Source organism: Methanosarcina spelaei (assembly GCF_002287235.1).
In the GTDB taxonomy this organism is placed as follows: Archaea; Halobacteriota; Methanosarcinia; order Methanosarcinales; family Methanosarcinaceae; genus Methanosarcina; species Methanosarcina spelaei.
The window spans coordinates 18,538-35,312 of sequence record NZ_LMVP01000035.1 but is presented as its reverse complement, the minus strand read 5'-3'; the positions used below and the strand labels follow the sequence as shown (position 1 = coordinate 35,312).

The window sequence follows — 16,775 nt, the reverse complement described above, 5'->3', positions numbered from 1 at the left end:
TATACCCATATTTTGTTAGGTTTGAGAAGTCACGTATAACAATAGAAAACTCTGAACCGTTATGTATAAATAGGCATAACGGTCAAACCATTAAATCATAGAAACATAGTGTTTTAACATGAAAAATGAAAGAACACTAAGTTGTTAAGTTTCGGTACACAACCATCTTGATAAAAATATATTATGCCAATATGTATGAATATACATAACGCTTAAAACTTAAAAACGGATAGCAATGGTGTTTTGAGTACAAAAGAAACTAACGTATGAAATTTATAATTAAATAAATACAGTTATTCCAGAACGGAGTGTTAACTCAAAAAAGCCTGAGTTAGAAAAACTTCAAATTATACGCGAAACTGGAAAACGAAAAGATATTTCCTGCCATATAATTCAGGATGACTCCGGCTTCATTGTGGTATTATTTGGGGGAGGTTAAATGCGATGCAATGTATGCGAAGTCAGATGCGAAATCAATAAGCATGGTATGGGCAGATGTGGTACTTATGTAAATGCTGGCAATACTATAATCCAGTACCCGGGCATGGGATATCTTGGGGCACATCCGGTTTCAATAGAAGCAGTTCCTTTACTTCATTTCCATCCTTCAGGTAAGTTCCTGCAAATTTTCAGTACAGGATGTAATTTCCAGTGTCCCGGTTGTATGGCACGGATGCCAGCATCAAGCAGGCCTTCTACCCAGCAAGCTTCACTCAGCCCGTCCGAGGTAGTGAAAAGAGCCTTAAAGCAGGAGTGTCTGGGTGTAGTTTCAGCAATAAACGATCCTGTTGCTAATTACTATCTTTTTAGGGATCTTGCAGCTCAGGCACGGGAAAAAAGTTTACTTGTAGGTTGTTCAACCAACTGCTATTTCACGAGCGAGACTTTAGAAGAATTTGGACAGTTCGTGAACTTTGTGAATGTAGGAATCAAAGGTTATTCTGGCAGAAGTTACAAAAATTGTGGGGCAAAGTCATCAGCTCCTGTTTTTCGCAATATTTCCAGGCTTTATGACATGGGAGTACATATTGAAACTTCAGTCGTTTATTCAAAGGGAAATGAGGATGATGTTATAAAGGTCGCAGAGAAAGTGTCTGACATCTCTTCTACTATTCCATTGCATGTCATGAGGTTCCTTCCCTTAGGCTATGCTCCGATAGAACTGGAACCATCAGTAGGAGAAGCGGAAAAAATATGTTCTGCCTTGCGCAGATATTTGGATTTTGTTTACCTCTTTAATTCTCCAGGCACGGAACTATTAAACACATACTGTCCTGAATGTGGAAGTCTCCTAATAGAACGGGAATTTCACATGCCTTTTGGCTCCAGACTTGTAAAACCATGGGTAAGTCAAAAATGTAGTTGCGGTAGCAGCATTCCAGTGCAGGGGAGAGCTACCAATGAAGGTTTTAGTGAAGCAGGTTTCATGGACAGTTATAGTATTATAAGTCAGGATTTCAGTATGGTTCATGCAGTACTTACATGTTTGGGAGTGCTGGACGATTATAAACTAATGGATATCTGGGGTGAGGATAAATTAATGGATGTCTGGAGTAAGGTATCAGATCCTAAAACCCTTACGCAAATACATAACATGATACGGCAGCCATACTCTTATCTGGAGTTTATCAAATTTATTGCTGAAAAAGCTAATATGTCGGAAAAAGGAGAAGAACTTGTTTCTTTCATTCATAAACGTTTAAAAATTGTCCAGAACCTTGCAGCAGGAAAAAGTAGTTATAATGTGTATTATTGCATGGGATCTCCTCTCTTTGCTCTGAATGCCGGGAGAATGGAAAATAACCTTGTGACATTCTCCGGAGGTGTTAGTATCAATAAGCAGCTTCAAAAGGAAGGTAAACTGGGTGTAAGTGTTTCTCCTTCCTTCATCAATGAGCACGACCCTGGGGTTATCTTCGTCTCCGGTTTCCTTTCTCGTCCTCTTGATGAGTTCTATACCCTGTGTCAAAAATATGGGATACATGCCAGGGCTGTGACACAACAGCAGGTCTATGAAATTCCACCTTCCTGGGATTTCGGAAGTCCCCGCTGGATATTGGGGCTATTGTATATAGCAGACAAACTGCATCCAGGAAAACTTGGAGTTGACCTGAGAAAGGAAGCAGATGATTTTTATTTGAAGTTTTATGGTATGCGGTTTAAGGAAGCCAGACCCAACAGATCTTTCCACAGGCCTTCATCCGGTATTTGGCCACACAAGCAAACATTCTATAATTACGTCGAAATGGAGGTGCCAAAGCAGGGTTCTACTAAAAATTTCGGCAGTGAGATTACTCAACCTTTTAACATGCTACCGGCTTGTAAACTCAAGTTCAAAGGATGATAGGAGAGGACAAAGTATTACAGGAATTCTTCGTCTTCCAGCTTATTTATAACAAAGAAGTAGTCAGCGAAATCATGAGACTAAACAGATGTTAAACAGAAAGTCACTAAAACGAGGTGAAGGGCCAAGCCACAGTAACAGTAAAAATTTAAAAAGTAATTACTATACCTGACTCAACAAGAAGTCTGGCTCAGATTATTATTTTGAGTTAATTCCAAACCTCTATATTACTTTCGGAATGTCGGAATCCAAGCGAGTTTTTGATAATGAAATGAGAGTTCCAAAGCTTTGTGAGTTTGGGAGCAAAAATTATACTAGAATACTAACAGATGACGTTTCTGAAATTAGTTTTGATCCTCTACGCTATGTTTAAAAAGGAAAGAAGAATGTATTTTTGGCTGTAAAATCTTAATTAGATTTGACTTTTTCTTTCTGGAGAGCTAGATCCAGAACATTTTCGTATACTTCTTTACCCTCTATTTTTAGAATCTTAGCCGTTGATCTTTCAGTGGTAACGTTTCCATCCTCCTGCATATAAACATATTTTCCATTTTCAATTCCTACGATTACAGACGAGTCAGGAATTACGTATATTCCAAAATAATCAGCAAGTTTCGGACTCTTATCTATATCTACAGTCACAACCGTGGCTCTACCTGCATAATCTGTTGCAACCTGAGTTAAAACAGGGTTTAACTCCTGACACTCTTCACACCACTCAGCTCCGAGTTTCAAAAGAACAGGTCCTTTTTTGAGAGATGTGTTTATCTGATCCAGTTGGGTAATCTCTATAACACTGCTGTTTTCCTGTATTTTCTGAGGATTTTCCTGGGTTTCCTGAGAATTTATAGAGTTTTCCTGGGTTTCCTGAGAATTTGTGAGAGTTGTTTTGCTATTAATACAGCCAGCTGTTAAGATCACAGCTGCAAAGAGAATCAATAGTATAACCAATTTACTCATATTTGTCGTCTACTATATTACCGATTTTTTTAAGGCCCTGAAAATGATATAAGTATACTATTCACACTGTTACATATGTATTTATATCAATTGTTTATTTAAACTATTTGGGTTACCGTTATCTGTGCATCCTAAAATATGTATTAAATAAGAACCTTGACATTTATTGCGTATTTCAAATAACTAAAGTTCACGCCATAGACTCAGCGGTTGAATGACAAAGGAAAATATTAAAATATATCTCAAAAACATTTGAAATAACAAACGATTAAAGAAAGTAATGGAGAAAAAAGCTCTCCAAACATATAATAATTCAAAACATAACTGGACAATTTAGTCAACTATTCCACCTGTGTTTGCGGAATGAACGGAACGCTGATACCTGGCAAGGTAACCTGTAATTTCTGTTTTTGGTGGCACAAAGGCAGCTTTCCGCTGTTTAAGCTCTTCTTCTGAAATCTTAATATTTAGAGTTCTTTCAGGAATATTGATTTCGATCATCTCTCCATCTTTTACAAGAGCGATTGGCCCTCCTTCCGTGGCTTCAGGTGAGACATGCCCTATGCAGGGTCCACGAGTACCTCCAGAAAAGCGTCCGTCAGTTATCAAAGCAACCGACTCTAAAAGGCCCATACCTCCGAGTGCAGCTGTCACTGCAAGCATTTCCCTCATCCCAGGACCGCCTTTAGGACCTTCATATCGTATAATTACAACGTCTCCAGGTTTCACATTGCCTGCAAGGATACTTTCCATAGCAGCTTTTTCACCGTCATAAACGCGCGCAGGGCCTGTATGAACATGCATTCCTGGATCAACTGCTGCCTGTTTTATAACCGCGCCTTCAGGAGCAAGGCTACCTTTAAGGACTGCAATTCCTCCCTGAGCATGAATTGGATTTTCAAGAGTTCCTATAATCTCTTTATTAAGCTTGGGATTAACAATGTCCAGTTCTTTCAGGTTTTCCCCGATAGTCTTGCCGTTAACAGTACGTTGTTCCAGATATAGTTTAGGGGAAAGCCTCTGCATAATTGCCTGAACTCCACCTGCTCTGTCAAAGTGCAACATAACATTTGACCCTCCCGGACGAAGCGAGATCAAATGAGGGGTTGTTCTGCTCAGTTCGTCAAATTTCTCAAGAGAGAGATGCAGCCCGAATTCATGAGCAAGGGCAGGAAGATGCAGGGTGGTATTTGTGCTTCCCCCAACTGCCATGTCTACCATTATGGCGTTCTCAAAAGATTTATAAGTGACAATTTTTAGGGGAGTCAGGTTCTCTTTAACCATTTCGACGATACGCTCACCGGATTCCTTGGCAATTCGAGTCTTTTTTGCATCCACTGCGTGAGCAGTTGCACAGCCTGGAAGGCTCAGACCAAGCGCTTCGGTCATACAGGCCATAGTATTTGCGGTATACATCCCTGCGCAGGATCCGGCTCCATTACACGCAAAATTTTCAAGTTCTTTGAGGTCATCGTCTGAAATTTTGCCTATTCTATGAGCTCCGACTCCTTCAGAAACTGAGATGAAATCCTTGTAACTGTCATCAACGTATCCAGGGAGCATGGGCCCTCCGGTTACAACAATTGCAGGAATGTCAAGTCTGCCTGCTGCCATAAGGTGACCTGGCACAATCTTGTCACATGTTGGAATAAGAACCATACCGTCAAACTGATGAGCTTTAACCATCAGTTCAATTGTATCTTCAATAATTTCTCTACTGGGAAGGGAATATTTCATACCCTCATGTCCCATTGCGATTCCGTCGCAGACTCCGATGGTATGGAATTCAAAAGGAACTCCTCCGGCATTCCTGATTCCGGCTTTTACGGCGTCAGCGAGTTTGTTAAGGTACATGTGACCAGGAATTATGTCGTTCCAGGAATTGACAACTGCGATAAACGGCTTTCTCATTTCGGAATCTGTAACTCCGGTCGCTTTAAGAAGTGAGCGATTGGGAGCCCTTTCCGGTCCTTCTTTAATAATATCGCTTCTCATGTTAAATCTCCATAAAGTTTCGTGGTGAGGATAAAAGTTATAATATATATACGACTTACGCGCTTGCTAAGTTAGAGACATTAGACATTTTCAATAGTAAAATATCAAAATATTAAGAGTATTTATACAGATCTCTAACATATTAAATTAGAAGATAAGTTTATTAACCGTCAACAGTTATTGGAACTGGAAATCACTTATAGAGAATAGCCACCTCTGAGATGATATCAATGGATTCAATGGAAAAAATATTTGGAAAAACCGCACAGATGACAGTTCTTAAGAATCTGATCGAAAACCAGAATGAACCAACCTATCTTTCAGGGATAGCTGAAGAAACTGGCCTGTCTCATTCCAGTGTATCAAGGGTTATCACACCTCTGGTTCTTTCAGGCATTGTTCAGGAAAAACCCCTGGGTAAGCAAATCCGGACTTTCCAGCTGAACATGGATAATGAGGCAACAACTCTTATTATAGATTTTTACAGCAAAATTAATCAGATTATGAACTAAGTTTGAATAATAAGAAGCAAGGGAAGTTGAAGCTTCCCAAAATTATTTTTTATTTTTATCTCCTTAAAACTCACACAAAACTTCCATAATTGGCTGAAATGCCTTCATGTAAGTTGTCATTTGGTTTTATCCTTGGTTTTATCCTTGGTTTTATCCTTGGTTTTATCCTTAGTTTTATCCTTGGTTTTATCCTTAGTTTTATCCTTGGTTTTATCCTTAGTTTTATCCTTAGTTTTATCCTTAGTTTTATCCTTGGTTTTATCCTTAGTTTTATCCTTAGTTTTATCCTTAGTTTTATCCTTGGTTTTATCTTAGTTTATATCTTTAGTTTATATCTTTAGTATATATCTTAGTTTATCTTTAGTATATATCTTTGGTTTATATCTTTAGTTTTATCACTTTATAGACAAAGCTCCAACAATTCTATTTTTTCTCCTTTAACTTTAAGCCTGATGTAGTCATTGATGTCTTTTTAAGTTAAGGCTTGTTGCCCTATAGACCAATAAAAATATTAGTTTTTAGAATAGGTTTAGATTTTTAGAGTAATATTTAGATTTTAAGATGACTTTTGGATCTTACATGGGGTTTTGGATTTTGGAAAGGAGCGAGAAATGACCAGTTCAGTAATATTTAGAGGAGAGCCTGTAAGTATCCAGGATTTTATCAAAGCTTCTATTTTTGTACCGGCCAGCTGGTAGCCAAAACAAATTGATACCCATAAGATTAAATATGTTTTATCCTTATTTCCCTTGAAATCGGCGCTGGTAAGTCGAGTTAAAACCAGCTAACGCCCAAAAATAAACAAAAGGTACATTAGGGAAATGGTACATTAGGGAAATCAAATACTTTATATTATCGCCAAAAATGAATCAAATACTTTATACTTATTAATGCAAACTGAGAACAAACTGAGAATTATTTACTTATCTTATTTAATCCCACATTCGGGTCCCGAAAAGCGGGACATTCGGTTAATTTCAAAATTTAAAATTGAGGCTTATAAATGCAGTACCAGGCAACAGTTAGAATTGAACAGAAAGCAGGTATGCTTGACCCTGAAGGCACTACCGCAAAAAGGGCTCTCGGACAACTTGGCTACCAGGTCAGCAGTGTAAAGACCGCAAAGTTGTATGAAATCATGCTTGAGGCCGAATCTGCCGAGATTGCAAACCAGAAAGTTGATGAGATGTGCCAGAAACTTATTGCAAACCCAATTATCCATAATTACACAATCGAGCTCAAGGAACTTAACTGAGTTGTGTGGATAAGCGATTGAGGCGTAAAGAAAAAGCCAAAGCTTTGAAAATTGAGGGAATAAAATGAAAATTGCCATACTTCAGTTCGGAGGCACAAACTGCGACCAGGACGTCCTTCATATCCTTAAAGACGTTGTGGGTGTGGACGCCGAGACTGTCTGGTACAAACAGGAAGATCTGACAGGTTTTGACGGCGTCGTCGTTCCTGGGGGTTTCTCCTACGGAGACTATCTCAGGGCAGGAGCAATTGCAGCTCGCACTCCAATAATGAACTCAGTAAAAAAACTCGCAGCCGAAGGCAAGCCTGTGCTTGGAATCTGCAACGGCTTCCAAATTCTTACTGAAGCTCGGGTGCTTGAGGGAGCTCTGACTACTAACGAATATCCGAAGTTCCGGTGCCACTGGACCAATCTCAGGGTAGAGACCGTTGATACACCTTTTACCTCGAAGTTCAGGAAGGGTGAGGTTATCAGGTTGCCTATTGCCCATATGGAAGGTCAGTTCTATGCCGAAGAAAAAACCCTGGCCGAGCTTGATGAAAACGAGCAGATTGTCTTCCGTTATGTCGATGAAAACGGAAAAGTAACGGATGCAGCCAATCCTAACGGCTCTCTCGAAAATATTGCAGGAATTGTAAACACCTCAAGAAACATTTTCGGTCTCATGCCCCATCCTGAAAGAGCCTCCGAGTCAATCCTGGGCTCAGACGATGGTCTACGGGTTTTCGAGTCCATGGTGGATTATATTACTGATAATTTCTGATCAGTTGGTTTTTATTTATTTGTTTATTTATTTTTGATTCATTTAGAACTTTTACTATTTTTATAATTTTTCTATTTTTATTTATTTATTTATTTCAAGGGTAGAGAGTCTCTTATAACCTAACTATAGGAGTCCGTTTACTTGTTATTCCAGGGAGTGAAGTGTCAGCTTCCGACATCTCACTGATTTACAACTCCTATTATTTCATTTCCTTTGTCTGTTACCGGAAATAAAAATTGCTAAAAATCCATTTCAAAACATCTGTGTTTCATAAGTAGAAAGATTTCTATATAACTAAAAACTTTATACTGAACCACTTTTTGGAATATTTGACTTCCAGGATATATTAGAACTCAGATCAATCTCTTTTTATCTGTCTTGAATTCCTTATCATGACCTCTGTTTTTTCCTGAGACAATCACGCTGGACTCAATATTTGAGATTTTTAAGGTAGTATTCAATTTCCAGCATCAAATGGGTCTATTAAATATACAGATAAAAATAAGTTCAGGCTTATTTTTCAGAAAATATATTTCAAAATCTTTTTATTATCCAAAATTATTATTCATACGAATTATTATAAAAACAATAATTGTCTTTCTGTATATATAATTTATAATTAATGGGGGTAATAATTTATGAAAAGAAAATCAATCCAAAATACTTGCATAATCTTCCTCCTTGTACTTGGGGCAACGATTACTCAGGCAGAGGCTGCTGTTTTTACCGTAGGCATTAATGGGGGAGAAAATTATACTTTTATTCAGGAAGCTGTTAATAATGCACAGAATGGGGATACAATTATTGTAAGTCCTGGCATATACATAGAAAATGTAAACGTGACTAAAGAAGTTGCAATTGTCTCGAAAACTGATATTTCTGGAGACAGGACGAACCGTACCTATGTGATAGGCGCAGTTCCGGCAAATGATGTCTTCGGTGTTAAGTCAAATAACGTAAAAATAACCGGTTTCCATATTATGGGAGGTCCGTCGGGGATTGATGCTTATCAGGAAGTCGGGCTTTTCCTTGAAGGTGTGCAGAACTGTACCTTAAGTAACAATACCCTGATGTTGAACGATGTTGGCATTGGCCTCAATAATTCCCAAGGAAATTTCCTTGACAATAATAAGATAACTCTTGGCTCTGCCGGAATCATTCTTTCAGGATCAAACGAAAACAAGTTGTCAAACAACCTGGTAGAGGCAAATGACGAGGGAATCCGGCTGGATAATTCTACTAATAACACTCTCATGAATAACACTGCAGAATCAAACGATGTAGGAATCCGCCTTGACACTTCAAAAACTAATACGCTTGCAGACAACTCCATTTCAAGAAACAGTTATGGAGTAGTCTTTAAGAATATGGCAGAATCTAATGTTCTGACCAATAACAGCCTGTACATGAATGGTCTTGGAATGTACCTTGGAGGACCTACCGGTAATAATATTTCCCTCAATAAGTTCTTCAATTTCATCAATGCCGTGGATGAAGGAACAAACTCCTGGAACAGCAGTTCAGCAGGCAATAAGTGGAATGATTATAATGGGACAGATGCTGATGGAAACGGTATAGGGGACACCCCTTATGTTGTTAACCAGACAACCGGAAGCATAGATTACATGCCTCTGGCAAATAACGTTTCCTCAGGTGATCAACAATCAGGTAACCAATAAAATATAAGTAGTAATTACATAGGAGATCTTAAAGAGTAATTCAGTAAAGAGATCTGCTAAATTTTGCTGTAGGATCTTAAAAAGAAAAACGACTTTTTTCTTTTTCCAATCTTTTTTCACTTTTAATATCTCTTCAATCTTTTTTCACTTTTAATATCTCTCTTCAATTTTTTTCACTTATAATATATCTCTTCAATTTTTTTTCACCCTGGCTTTTTAATTTTATTCATTTAATTTTCTCTTTTGGATGTTATTTTTTTGTTAACCTATTCTTTTCATAAAGTGATATCTTTAAAAAAATACTCTCTGTAATCTTTTTTTCAGCTCTTCTTTTGTAGTTTTCCGAACACTCATTTCGGTTCGGTCTTTTTCAGTTCTTCCCTGATATTTTCTACAGTCTGCCAGGACTGCCTGACTATTCCGGGAAACTTTCCTGAGTGCTCTTTTCCCCAGTTTAACAGGAACTCTTTTGTCTTCGGGTCTGAGGGGTAACCGCTTCCAAAGTCGAGGCCCCATTCTTTCTTGAGTTCCTCTATCAGCTCATCCCTGCGCACCTTTGCAATAATAGAAGCTGCCGAGACTGTGGGATAAATAGCATCGGCCTGATGCATGGAAACGATCTCTATTTCCTTTGCGTGGTCAGGGCTGGTTTTTGCGTACTGCCTTCGGAGATTGACTGCAAAACGTTCGGCTTTGACATCAGCGGCATCGACATATACGATGTCAGGCTTTAGCTGTTCAAGTACTTTTGAAAAACAGACTACCATGATTTCGTTCATTGTCATAATCTTCCGAAGCTCGTCAATCTGGGAAGGGCTGACCTCAAGAATGAAAAAGCTGTCGGCGTGCTTTTTAATCTGGGATGAAAGCTGCTCTCGCTTTTTTGGCGTCAGTTTCTTGGAGTCCGCAACCCCGAGCACTTTGAGGACATGGGCTCTGGATTCCTCAATTTTTACGCCTCCTATGCACATGGGCCCGATTACAGGGCCTTTTCCGGCTTCATCAATTCCTGCGATCATCATTTTTCGGCTGTCTCCTTATTTGAAGGAAGAGAACTTTTACTATTTATAAAGGTAGGTAAAAGTATAGTTTACTCTACAAAACCTGTGAAAAATGAAAATTCACTTACAAAAGTGTTCACAGGGCCGAAACTTAACCCGTTTCTAAATTGAGTAATTAGTATTGTTGACTGTTAAAAGTGTTTACCGTAAATTATTCTGAAACGTATATACTTACTTTGAAGTCGAGTTTTCTAACCCATTCGTATAATTAAATGTAGTTTTGAGACAGCCTGAAGAGATATAAATCTTAGAACTGTCAACAATTTATATAAATTGTTGCGTTACATACTTATTCAAACAACAGAAGATTAAGACCCAAAGAAGATTAAGACTTAAAGAAGATTAAGACTTAAAGAAGATTAAGACTCAAGTTTCTTTAACCAGATTCCGCAACCAAAATTTTTCAATGCGAGCGGCATATATTCCTTCAACAGATCGTAATACACTTGTCCCATATAATCATTAAAATATAATATTTCATAATTTTTATTTATAAGCAATGCTTTTAAAAAGTATGCCTCATTCCATGCAAAACCCTGTTCTAGCCATTCAAGAGGGTATTCAAACGGCCAGAAAATGTCGTGAAAATGGATAATTACACCGGGTTTCAGACGTGGAAGTACTTCGGTAAGAATAAAAAGAACATCACTTCCGAACTTCACAACATGTGAACTATCTATAAATAGAATGTCTCCGCTGTTCAGACCTTCAAAAAGAGATAAATTCACTGTTTGAACCTCTTTTCTTAAAAGAAGATTTTCAGGGTCGTCTCGGTCAGACAATATACTTAAAAGCAGATCTGGATAAGGCTCTATAAAGGTTATTCTGGTTTTAAGATTTAACAATTCGCAGGTGTCCAGAGTAACAAGTGATGAATAACCTGATCCTACTTCGATAAGTCGTTCTGGTTTAAAGTAATTGATCATGCAAAATAAAACGATTGCATCACCGTAACTATACCATTCATTGCCGTTAAAAAAGTATCTGGTATTATTCTGCTTGAAACCATCCCCAAACGGGATTACGGAAATATATTTCTGAAACTTTTTTAGTAATTCTATCTGCCTATCACCATTAATCTCAATTCCAGTCGGGTTCCGTGATTTGTCGATTTTTTGATATAAATTCAAAATGTTATCCGGATCTGGTAATGGAGAGTAAAAATGCCCTGGAGGAGCGAATTTGATCGCTGGACTCATAATATACTTTACGCGTTCAGCATATTCATCAGAATTCAAAAGAGATATTAAGATCTTGTGTTTTGGTACACCTTTATTCAATAGTTTGTTATAGTGTTCTCTTCCTTCATAATCAGGAAATCTATCTAAAATCTTGCTATAGCAATAATCAAGGAATTCGTCAAAAGTCTGCTCTATTTTCAGACTTTCTGGCTCCTCTACTGCAAGATTTTTTATGCGTTCGGCATATTCGTCAGAGTTCAAAAAAGAGATTAAGATTTCGTGTTTTGGTATGCCTTTATTCAGTAATTTGATATAATGTTCTTTTCCTTCAGGATCAGGAAATCTACCTAAAATCTTGCTATAGCAATAATCAAGGAATTCGTCAAAAGTCTGTTCCATCCTCAACTCACCCAGTGCATCCGCTTACCTTGCCTTAAGACTCTGCAGTTAACTGAAAAATTATAGCATTATACTTTCTTTAGCCGTCGATTATTGAAATTGAAATCACAGTGTTTGTGACTTGACTACATATATCAAGCGAATAATTCCTCAAGTGAATAGTTCCTCAAGTGAATAGTTCCTCAAGTGAATAGTTCCTCAAGTGAATAGTTCCTCAAGTGAATAGTTCCTCAAGTGAATAGTTCCTCAAGTGAATAGTTCCTCAAGTGAATAGTTCCTCAAGTGAATAGTTCCTCAAGTGAATAGTTCCTATTCAAGTATTTCACTATTTTTTATATTTGGTTAGTTTATTGACTTGTTATAATAATATTAAAAACATTTTAACACATTTATAAACATATTTCAATACATATCATTATATTGGACTTTTAATATTGAATTAAACTAAAAAGTATAAAAAGTAACTGTTTTGATCTAACAATCAAGACAGCAATATTAATACCCAGAACGTTGATGTTCCAGATATTTCGAGTTAATTTCTTACAATTTTCAGACCTGCAAAGTTAGTTCTGGCATGTGGGCTCAAAAATATGTTTAATTTATAGCTGGAATAAGTATTGGCTATAAGGATGATTCACACCTGAATTTCGGAAGAGTTGCCTATCTGGATTATAAAGTAAAAACTACTTATTTTTAGTTACAAAACTGTTTTAGTTACAAAACTGTTACAGAACTCTGGTTGACTATTAAGATATTCTACTGTCCTGTTTTATGAAGAAATCTGGAACAGATTCGACCTCATACTTGTGAACTCATTCGAATTTTCAGCCTGCAGGCTTTCCAGAGTTTCAGGACCTACACTGAAGTTCTATAAACACCGCCTCAAACAAAAACATTAAATCTGAAGTTGAGTATGTTTTGGGTTAAGTTAGCGAGCAAAAGATGAGATGAACCACCAATGCCAGTAATTACCTTACAGTACGACGACCTCGAGAAACTCACAGGAACCGATAAGGAGACCATCATAAAAAGGGTGCCAATGATAGGGGCAGATGTCGAAAGGGTTGAAGCCGAATATATCGATATCGAGTTCTTCCCTGACAGGCCTGACCTTTACAGTGTGGAAGGAGCAGCCAGGGCAATGAGAGGTTTTCTTGACCTTGAGACCGGACTGTCCGAATATGAGGTGAAGCCGCCCAGGGTTTCCATCTCAGTTAGTGAGGAGATCCTGAAAATCAGGCCTTTTCTTGGGTGTGCGGTTGTAAGGAACGTAAAATTCACATCCTCGTCCATAAAATCCCTTATGGACCTCCAGGAAGACCTGCACTGGGGGCTTGGAAGAAACAGGAAAAAAGTGTCCATAGGCGTACATGACCTCTCAAACGTCAGGCCGCCTTTCAGGTATATGGCTGTCGATCCGAGTTTCGAGTTCGTGCCTCTGGACTACACTGAAAAAATGAGTATGACCGAGATCCTGGAAAAACACCCAAAGGGCACGAGGTTTGCCCATCTTGTAAGGGACTTTGAAAAATACCCTATAATCCTGGACTCAGACGATAATGTACTGTCCTTCCCGCCTATCATTAACGGGACACTTACAAGTGTGACCGAGCGCACAACCGACCTCTTTATCGATGTTACCGGACTTGGAGAAGCCGTGTATACAGCCCTGAATATCGTTGTTACCGCTCTTGCGGAAAGGGGCGCCCAGATAGAATTCGTAAAGGTTTCCAGACCCGATTCCGGAGAACTCATCCTGCCAGATCTTGAACCGAAGACCAGGTTCCTTACAAAGACTGAAGTAAAAGACCTTTTAGGCATGGAACTCTCCTTAGAAGAGATCGTTAAACAGCTTGAGAGAATGCGTTTTGGAGCAAAAGCCCTTGATGAAGAAACCATTGAGGTAAATGTCCCGGCTTACAGGGCCGATATTCTTCATAACTACGACCTTGTAGAGGATATTGCCAAGGGTTATGGGTATGAAAATATCAAAGTAAGTATCCCTGAAACTTATACCCCAGGAAAATCTCACCCTATTTCTTTGCTTCGCGCTCCCGTTAACGAGATAATGGTAGGGCTCGGCTACTATGAGGTCATGCCGTTTACGCTTACCAGCGAAAAAATTAACTTCGAGAACATGCGCAGGCAAAAAACGGATGATGTAACCTATGTGCTTCACCCGATCAGCGAAGACCAGACAATTATCAGGACAACCCTGCTTCCGAACCTCCTTGAGATTCTTGCCTTAAACCAGCACAGGGAATTGCCTCAGAAGATTTTTGAGTTTGGAGAGGTCGTAAACAACGAAATAACCGGCCAGCACATAGCTGCAGTTTCGATTCACCCACAGGCCAACTTTACTGAGGTCTATGAAGTTGTAGACGCTCTGATGAGGGAAATGATGCTTCCCTACGAGGTAAAAGAGTCCGAAGATCCCGCATTCCTGGAAGGTAGGCGGGCCGATGTCTATGTAAGGGGCAAAAAACTCGGAGTCTTTGGAGAACTTCATCCGGAGGTCATAAATAATTTTGCCCTCGGATACGCAGTTGTCGGGTTTGAACTTGACCTCAATGACCTTATTGGTTAATATTGTTAATTAGATTCTCTGTTAAGAGGAGAATCTTCTCTTTTTTCTTCCCTTTCCCCTTTTCTATCTTTCTTTTCCCCCCTCTCCCCTCTTTTTCTTTTCTCTTCTTTTTTACCTACCTTTTTTCATTCCTTTCCTCTTTTCTACCTTTCTTTTCTCCCCTCTCCCCTCTTTTTCCTTTTTTCTTGGCTCTTCGTTGTTTTGTGTGGATATTCTCATAATATTCTCATAAAAACCAATGCGATCTTGAATTGAAAATCATCTTATCCATAGGAAATGACGAAGAGCCTTTTTCTTTTATCCTCTCTTCTACTTTCTTCTCCTTCTTCTCTTTTTTTCGTTTCCCCTTCTCCCCTTTTTCTTTTCTCTTATTCTCGTTCTTTCCTTCACTTTTCTGTCAGTATTTTCTCCATTTCGGCCGCGATTTCTCGGACTTCTGAGATCTCTTCAGTCTCAGCTAGCCTGTAAGTAAGTTCAAGCAGCCTTTCTTTCAGGGAGCCAAGTTCATCAAGGGTAAAATTAAGCTCTTCAAGAAGGACTCCCAGGGTTTTTACCTTAGTTATGTCTGAAAACTTTTCAGGCCCTGCTTCTATAAGGGAAAGTGTCTCAGGAGAACTGAGGTCAACACCATACTCTCCCTCGAAATCCTCTTTCGGGAGGGTTTTAAGCCAGCTCACACTCCTGATATGCCTGACAAAGTCGCTGATCTGCCGATACTCATATTCTCCGGTAACCTTTCCAATCAGCATCTCATTCCTGGTTTTGAGTGGGACCGCCACAAGGTCTCCTTTCTTTATTTTTGTGATAAACGAGTAAATCTCTCCTGCCCAGGCAGAACTACGCTCGTCCTGCATTCCGGGATATTTCTCGAGCATTATTCTCTTTATCTGTGCCTCATTTCTAATACTTGACAAATCTGCGAATTCAGCCCACCCTATTGTAATCACGCTGTATTCCAGAATCAGCTCTTCATCTTCCAGGGTACCTGCAGCTTTGAGTAACCAGAATCTCATAATCTGTCTCCTTTTCATTTTAATTTAACATTTCCAGGTGCTACTGAAGGAACAGTTTCTCATTCAGAGGTTCGGCTGCTTCCAGATAGTGCCTGAAAAATTCTTTTCCCCAGCATAGGGCTCTTTCCCCAAAAGACAAAACTAGCTGGTCCCTTAACTTTCCATTGGTTTCAAAGAGCTTGAATGCAACGAGCTTATCCGTTACAATCAAGGATGGAATTGTTGCCGGCTCTCGTGATATAAAAAGCCTGCAGTTGCCGGCTCTGGACAATTTCTCCGCTTCTATACGATTGTTTAAAAATAAACGCTGTGCAACGCTTTCGGTCATACAGAGTACAATTTCAGATCCATTCTCCGCAAGCTCTGTATAAATCGAAGGAGCTTGAGGGTGAAAATAAGTTACAAAGGTCAGGATCTCTCTTGAGTTTAGAATACTATCCCGGAGTACTTTTGGGGTTTCAAAAAGGTGTTCAGCGTCAGGTTCCAGTAGCTTGCAATACCCGAGTTCGTCGATTCTCTCCAGAAGGAACTCAGGAATCGAGCTTAAATCGTGGCTCATCCAGTATTCGGTATTTTCTCCTAAAAGTTCAGCCATGCTGAGCATAGGCTGCATATTTTCAACTATTATCTCTCCAATCTCAGATAAACTGTAAATTTTGTTTTTTTGAGTTATCAGGCCAGATTCTTTTATTTTCTTCATATGAAGCTGGATCGAATTGGCGTTCACGTTAAGTAATTCTTTTATCTCATCTATATCTCTTGGTTTTTCTTCAAGAAGTAATAAAATCTCTTTTCTCCTGCCCGAAAAAAGAATCAGGTTAAGAAGGCAGTGTTTCATTTTTGCTCACTTCCAGTCTCTACCTTTGCCTCTATACCAATGTCATAAAAACTTTTTGATTATGGGCTCTTAGTTTTTAAATATTTTATTCCGTTTTGTTTTGTACACAGAGCTTGGTTAGCACAGTTTTATTGGTTCAAGAAGCAGTAACAACAAAAAAGATAAATCTTATGGTATATTCCTGGTTT

At 38.8% G+C, this 16,775-nt stretch carries 12 protein-coding genes; 6 read left to right on the top strand and 6 right to left on the bottom strand.

Annotation, left to right across the window (positions count from 1 at the left end; all coding sequences use genetic code 11):
* Window positions 1-439 precede the first annotated feature (439 nt).
* Window positions 440-2,344: a radical SAM protein gene (locus ASJ81_RS03060; protein ID WP_095643193.1), complete on the top strand. Its 1,905-nt coding sequence runs from the start codon at window positions 440-442 to the stop codon at window positions 2,342-2,344.
* Between the two features lie 408 nt (window positions 2,345-2,752).
* On the opposite strand, the gene ASJ81_RS03055 is transcribed toward ASJ81_RS03060, so the two are convergent.
* Together ASJ81_RS03055 and ilvD are read right to left on the bottom strand one after the other, a co-directional pair.
* Window positions 2,753-3,304 carry a thioredoxin family protein gene (locus ASJ81_RS03055; protein ID WP_095643192.1) on the bottom strand — a complete coding sequence of 184 codons (552 nt, stop codon included), beginning with the start codon at window positions 3,302-3,304 and terminating at the stop codon, window positions 2,753-2,755.
* 333 nt (window positions 3,305-3,637) lie between these two features.
* The gene (gene ilvD / locus ASJ81_RS03050) at window positions 3,638-5,299 is read right to left on the bottom strand and encodes a dihydroxy-acid dehydratase (RefSeq protein WP_095643191.1); all 1,662 of its coding nucleotides are present in this window, start codon (window positions 5,297-5,299) and stop codon (window positions 3,638-3,640) included.
* Between the two features lie 230 nt (window positions 5,300-5,529).
* Between ilvD and ASJ81_RS03045 the strand changes: the two genes are divergently transcribed.
* The 4 genes from ASJ81_RS03045 (at window position 5,530) to ASJ81_RS03025 (ending at window position 9,508) form a co-directional block, all read left to right on the top strand.
* Complete coding sequence (locus tag ASJ81_RS03045) at window positions 5,530-5,811, top strand: MarR family transcriptional regulator (protein WP_095643190.1); 282 nt, start codon at window positions 5,530-5,532, stop codon at window positions 5,809-5,811.
* Window positions 5,812-6,814: 1,003 nt separating this feature from the next.
* A complete protein-coding gene (gene purS, locus ASJ81_RS03035; RefSeq protein WP_048106981.1) occupies window positions 6,815-7,066 on the top strand; it encodes a phosphoribosylformylglycinamidine synthase subunit PurS in 252 nt (83 codons plus the stop codon).
* Between the two features lie 64 nt (window positions 7,067-7,130).
* Window positions 7,131-7,829 carry a phosphoribosylformylglycinamidine synthase I gene (gene purQ, locus ASJ81_RS03030; RefSeq protein ID WP_095643189.1) on the top strand — a complete coding sequence of 233 codons (699 nt, stop codon included), beginning with the start codon at window positions 7,131-7,133 and terminating at the stop codon, window positions 7,827-7,829.
* A gap of 638 nt (window positions 7,830-8,467) precedes the next feature.
* Window positions 8,468-9,508, top strand: coding sequence for a right-handed parallel beta-helix repeat-containing protein (locus ASJ81_RS03025; protein WP_095643188.1), 1,041 nt, complete (start codon window positions 8,468-8,470; stop codon window positions 9,506-9,508).
* Window positions 9,509-9,858: 350 nt separating this feature from the next.
* Here the strand turns inward: ASJ81_RS03025 and rnhB are convergent, their stop codons facing one another.
* Window positions 9,859-10,530, bottom strand: coding sequence for a ribonuclease HII (gene rnhB, locus ASJ81_RS03020; protein WP_095643187.1), 672 nt, complete (start codon window positions 10,528-10,530; stop codon window positions 9,859-9,861).
* Between the two features lie 398 nt (window positions 10,531-10,928).
* A complete protein-coding gene (locus ASJ81_RS03015) occupies window positions 10,929-12,149 on the bottom strand; it encodes a DUF4214 domain-containing protein (RefSeq protein WP_095643186.1) in 1,221 nt (406 codons plus the stop codon).
* Window positions 12,150-13,107: 958 nt separating this feature from the next.
* Here ASJ81_RS03015 and pheT point away from each other — a divergent pair.
* Window positions 13,108-14,736, top strand: a complete 1,629-nt coding sequence (gene pheT, locus ASJ81_RS03010; RefSeq protein WP_095643185.1) for a phenylalanine--tRNA ligase subunit beta — start codon at window positions 13,108-13,110, stop codon at window positions 14,734-14,736.
* A 386-nt stretch (window positions 14,737-15,122) separates the two neighbouring features.
* Here pheT and ASJ81_RS03005 read toward each other — a convergent pair whose 3' ends face one another.
* Window positions 15,123-15,749, bottom strand: coding sequence for a restriction endonuclease (locus tag ASJ81_RS03005; RefSeq protein ID WP_095643184.1), 627 nt, complete (start codon window positions 15,747-15,749; stop codon window positions 15,123-15,125).
* A 40-nt stretch (window positions 15,750-15,789) separates the two neighbouring features.
* Window positions 15,790-16,587: a helix-turn-helix transcriptional regulator gene (locus tag ASJ81_RS03000; protein ID WP_095643183.1), complete on the bottom strand. Its 798-nt coding sequence runs from the start codon at window positions 16,585-16,587 to the stop codon at window positions 15,790-15,792.
* Window positions 16,588-16,775: the final 188 nt, after the last annotated feature.

Bases quoted from the DNA above. Each gene is read 5' to 3' on its own strand.
- ASJ81_RS03060 (WP_095643193.1), top strand. From the start codon at position 440: ATGCGATGCAATGTATGCGAAGTCAGATGCGAAATCAATAAGCATGGT.
- ASJ81_RS03055 (WP_095643192.1), bottom strand. From the start codon at position 3,304: ATGAGTAAATTGGTTATACTATTGATTCTCTTTGCAGCTGTGATCTTA.
- ilvD (WP_095643191.1), bottom strand. From the start codon at position 5,299: ATGAGAAGCGATATTATTAAAGAAGGACCGGAAAGGGCTCCCAATCGC.
- ASJ81_RS03045 (WP_095643190.1), top strand. From the start codon at position 5,530: ATGGATTCAATGGAAAAAATATTTGGAAAAACCGCACAGATGACAGTT.
- purS (WP_048106981.1), top strand. From the start codon at position 6,815: ATGCAGTACCAGGCAACAGTTAGAATTGAACAGAAAGCAGGTATGCTT.
- purQ (WP_095643189.1), top strand. From the start codon at position 7,131: ATGAAAATTGCCATACTTCAGTTCGGAGGCACAAACTGCGACCAGGAC.
- ASJ81_RS03025 (WP_095643188.1), top strand. From the start codon at position 8,468: ATGAAAAGAAAATCAATCCAAAATACTTGCATAATCTTCCTCCTTGTA.
- rnhB (WP_095643187.1), bottom strand. From the start codon at position 10,530: ATGATGATCGCAGGAATTGATGAAGCCGGAAAAGGCCCTGTAATCGGG.
- ASJ81_RS03015 (WP_095643186.1), bottom strand. From the start codon at position 12,149: ATGGAACAGACTTTTGACGAATTCCTTGATTATTGCTATAGCAAGATT.
- pheT (WP_095643185.1), top strand. From the start codon at position 13,108: ATGCCAGTAATTACCTTACAGTACGACGACCTCGAGAAACTCACAGGA.
- ASJ81_RS03005 (WP_095643184.1), bottom strand. From the start codon at position 15,749: ATGAGATTCTGGTTACTCAAAGCTGCAGGTACCCTGGAAGATGAAGAG.
- ASJ81_RS03000 (WP_095643183.1), bottom strand. From the start codon at position 16,587: ATGAAACACTGCCTTCTTAACCTGATTCTTTTTTCGGGCAGGAGAAAA.